Origin of the sequence: Fulvivirga sp., assembly GCF_040220315.1 — a bacterium.
In the GTDB taxonomy this organism is placed as follows: Bacteria; Bacteroidota; Bacteroidia; order Cytophagales; family Cyclobacteriaceae; genus Fulvivirga.
The window spans coordinates 1-3,534 of the sequence record NZ_JAVJUY010000302.1; the positions used below are offsets into that span (position 1 = coordinate 1).

Annotated in this window: 3 protein-coding genes and 1 pseudogene; 1 reads left to right on the top strand and 3 read right to left on the bottom strand. The window is 36.1% G+C overall.

Annotation, left to right across the window (positions count from 1 at the left end; genetic code table 11):
- From RLO81_RS15170 to RLO81_RS15180, 3 genes are all read right to left on the bottom strand, one after another.
- Nucleotides 1-1,387, bottom strand: a 1,387-nt coding sequence (locus tag RLO81_RS15170) for a 1-acyl-sn-glycerol-3-phosphate acyltransferase (protein ID WP_350113422.1), incomplete at its 3' end; no start/stop codon positions are given.
- Nucleotides 1,388-1,424: 37 nt separating this feature from the next.
- Complete coding sequence (locus tag RLO81_RS15175; protein ID WP_350113424.1) at nt 1,425-2,090, bottom strand: hypothetical protein; 666 nt, start codon at nt 2,088-2,090, stop codon at nt 1,425-1,427.
- Nucleotides 2,087-2,329 (bottom strand): hypothetical protein, encoded by a 243-nt coding sequence (locus RLO81_RS15180; RefSeq protein ID WP_350113426.1) that lies wholly within the window; start codon nt 2,327-2,329, stop codon nt 2,087-2,089. The genes RLO81_RS15175 and RLO81_RS15180 overlap by 4 nt, the downstream gene beginning before the upstream one ends.
- A gap of 69 nt (nt 2,330-2,398) precedes the next feature.
- On the opposite strand from RLO81_RS15180, the pseudogene RLO81_RS15185 reads away from it, so the two are divergent.
- A pseudogene (locus RLO81_RS15185) lies at nt 2,399-3,534 on the top strand (hypothetical protein); the annotation flags it as partial.

Consider the following 3,534-nt stretch of genomic DNA (forward strand, 5'->3'; position numbering starts at 1 on the left):
TTTCGTATCTCTTCCGCCATATTCGAAATGCCACAAATGCTACTAAATGGCTGGCAAACACCCTGTTGATACGATGGAATTCTTTTACAATAATTTCTGCCAACCTTCTGGTATATTCAGATTCCCTTTGCTTGTCTTCTGTGATTACCCCATTCGTGGTAAAATAATGCCTCGTATCTATAAACCTACCCTGCTTGTCAATGCTATTACCCTTTTCATCAACATAATTACCAAGCAAATCCATGCCTCTGCCTATGGAAACTGAAATATCAGAGCCTTTGGTGAAGAACTTAAACATGAATTTAATCATATTATAGGAAGAAGAATATACATCACTTTCAACGTAGAATTTTTCCTGACCTGTATGCGCCAGGTAATCCTTTATCAGGCTAGGGGCCTCTAAAACAAAATTATAATTGATAGTTACCGGCACAATAAATATTTTTTTACCATCCCTATTGGGATGATCTATAAATATTGAACGCTGAGCCTCCATGGCCGTACCCAGCAGGCCTAATTTTAACGATGACTCTATCTGACCCGATCTGGATCTCGTTCCACCTGGAAAAAACAAGCTGTGTGCACCTTCTTTTAAAGCAAGTGTTGAGTATGCTTTAAGAGTTTGTAGGTAAATGGGATTTTTCTTTCTCCTATCAACTTTATAGGCGCCAAGGCTATTCATAAAATAAGCCAAGATTTTAATATTAAACAGGTTAAGACCGGCTCCATAGATAAATGCAGGTAGGCCTAAAACATGTATGATCCAGCCAATTAATATCGAATCAAGGTTACTGAAATGGGTAGGAACCATTACTACAGTGCCAACTTTGGCTAGTTTGCGTAGCTGCTTGGCTTTACCTACAATTTGAATTTTATCATTTAAAGTATACTGGCTTCGAAAAAAAGCCCCAAAGCGCTTAACCCTTGTTGCATTTAACAAACGCGCAAATCCAAATTTAATAATTTCACGTGCTAAACGATACCTTGTCTTTTTGAAGTTACCGGCAATTTCCGTGGCGTATCTTCTAATAATTGTTTTAAGAAGCTCGTTCTCTTTTTCGTCAGAATTACTGGAGCCAGAGAATTCAACCAGTTCATTTTTTACATTGTTCCAAAAAGATTTGTCATCTGCGGGGTCAACTTTCCAGGGGTTTTTGGTAATTCTAAGTAGCTCCCTGTGGAGAGTAGTTTGTAATTCTTCACGAATTTCATTTTTACCAGGGTTAGATTCGAGCATTCTTTCGAATGTCTCTTCAACCACATTTTCAATAAATTGCTTTCTGTTATTAGCAAGTCTTACTACCGGCCAATCTTTTGTGCCTGCAAGAATAGGCTTGTAATTCTTCCTTTTCTTTTTACTCTTTATATTCCCTTCTTTAAGCTTCATCTAGACACGGTTGAATTTCAAATATAATAGAAACAAATCAATCAGCCAGTTCAATTTTTTTAACTGATTCTAATTTTAATATTCCAAATAGCACAGGATTTAGCTGGCGGGCACTATCTTTTTGATATCGTATTTCAAATGTGGGATCATTAAAATGTATTAGGTATACAGCAGAATGTGTTGTTGGCTTGGATGTTGCGAGCCTTAAACCGCTCTCAGGTAATTTTAGCTCTCCTTTCTGCTCAAGGTATTTCTCCTGATTCCCATCTAAAATCACATAGTAACTCGTTTCTACGCCCGAAAGTGTGGCATTAGTGTAAGCCACAAATGCCTTTAAATTGTCTGACACATTTTTTAGGAAGAAGTCATATTCTTTAATGGGTGTTACAATTACAAGTGCGGTTCCGCCCTGAATTCCATAATAAACAACAAGCGATGATAAAAACAAAACACTTAACATAATCCATGGATTTAAAAAGTATTCAAACAAGGCCAAAGCTGACAGTGAGGCAGAAATACCGCCAAAAACGATGGGTATCAAGAATATTTTTTCTTTGAAGTATACTTGTTTAACCCATTCTAGAGGGTAATTATTTTTTTTTGCATTTTTAATAACAGTAAGGCTATCATTACTAATGAAACAGCAATTATTTTCATCACCTTCCACACTGAGATAACATTTAGCACTTTTTAGATTGCTCATAGAATATGCTGAGAATGTTTATCAAACATTTTATTCATTGAGATAAATTGTTGTTGCAAATCTTTTAGAAAATCTTCAGTTAGTAGTTTATCTAAGTCACTTTCCGAAATCACATCGAATTCATCAATTTTATAAGTTTGCTCAATATCGCCTTGTTCAAACTTAAGTAGGTACTTACCATTCCAACTGAAGATTGAGATTTTAATATTTGACTTTACTAATTCCTTAACTATTCTCATATCTAATTAATCTTACTCAAAAATAGTTAAAGATTGAGCACGATATTTGCTAATATCAAAGTTTAATAGATGTTTGTAACTAATTCACTTAATTTAGTGTTCTCAAAGCATCACACGAATCGCATCAGACAAAAACATTTTACTATTATTACGAAGAAATTGATACGAAATATTTTTTTAAGCTTGGTGTTGTTGTTTGGCTTATCACTTTATTCAGATGTTAATGCTACACACTTAAGAGCAGGAGAAATTATTGTGAAAAGAGTTGATTGTGAGGGCCGTACTTTCGAAATCACCATCATAGTTTACACTGATAGCGGCCCTGTTGATCCTGTTTTATTTGGTATGGGTGAATTACGATTTGGTGACGAGTCTGATCCTGATGATTATTTTTTATCTGGTCGCACACCCCCAGGTTTACCCGAAATCCAGAATAATACGCATGTTTTTTACAATGCAGACGGTAGTACCAGAGTGGAGACAATCAACGAAGATCTGGGAGCTGATGTAAGTAAAGCAGCTTTTACGGTAAGACATACCTATGGTTCTAATGGTAAATTTACAATCAGTTATGTAGAAGCAAATAGAAATGCCGGTGTATTAAATATAGAAAACGGCAATTCCGTTAATACCACCTTTTATCTTGAAACTGAAATTAGAATAGATCCTTTCTTTGGTTGCAACAATACACCTGAATTACTCATTCCGCCAATTGACCGCGCATGTTCTGGGGTGGCATTCTTCCATAATCCGGGAGCATTTGATCCTGATGGCGACAGTATTTCCTTTGAATTAGTTACTCCAAAAAAAGATGTGGGCACAAATGTAGCAGCCTATATTGACCCTGCGTCAAGCGTATTTTATCAAAATTTTAATACTGGCAATGAAACAGGAGATGGACCTCCTTTTTTTAGAATTGATGCAATAACCGGAGAAATTGAATGGAATGCACCTGGAGCCATTGGGGAATATAATATAGCCTTTATTGTTAAAGAATACAGGTTTATTTCAGGAGCCTGGAGATTGTTAGGGTTTGTAACAAGAGACATGCAAATTATTGTAGAAGACTGTGACAACGAGCGGCCTGAGTTAACGATACCTGAAGATATTTGTGTGGAGGCAGGGGAGTCTATCAATGAAATAATATTAGGAACCGACCCTGACGGACATGACGTAAAAATAGAGGCTTTTTCTCAGGTAATCGA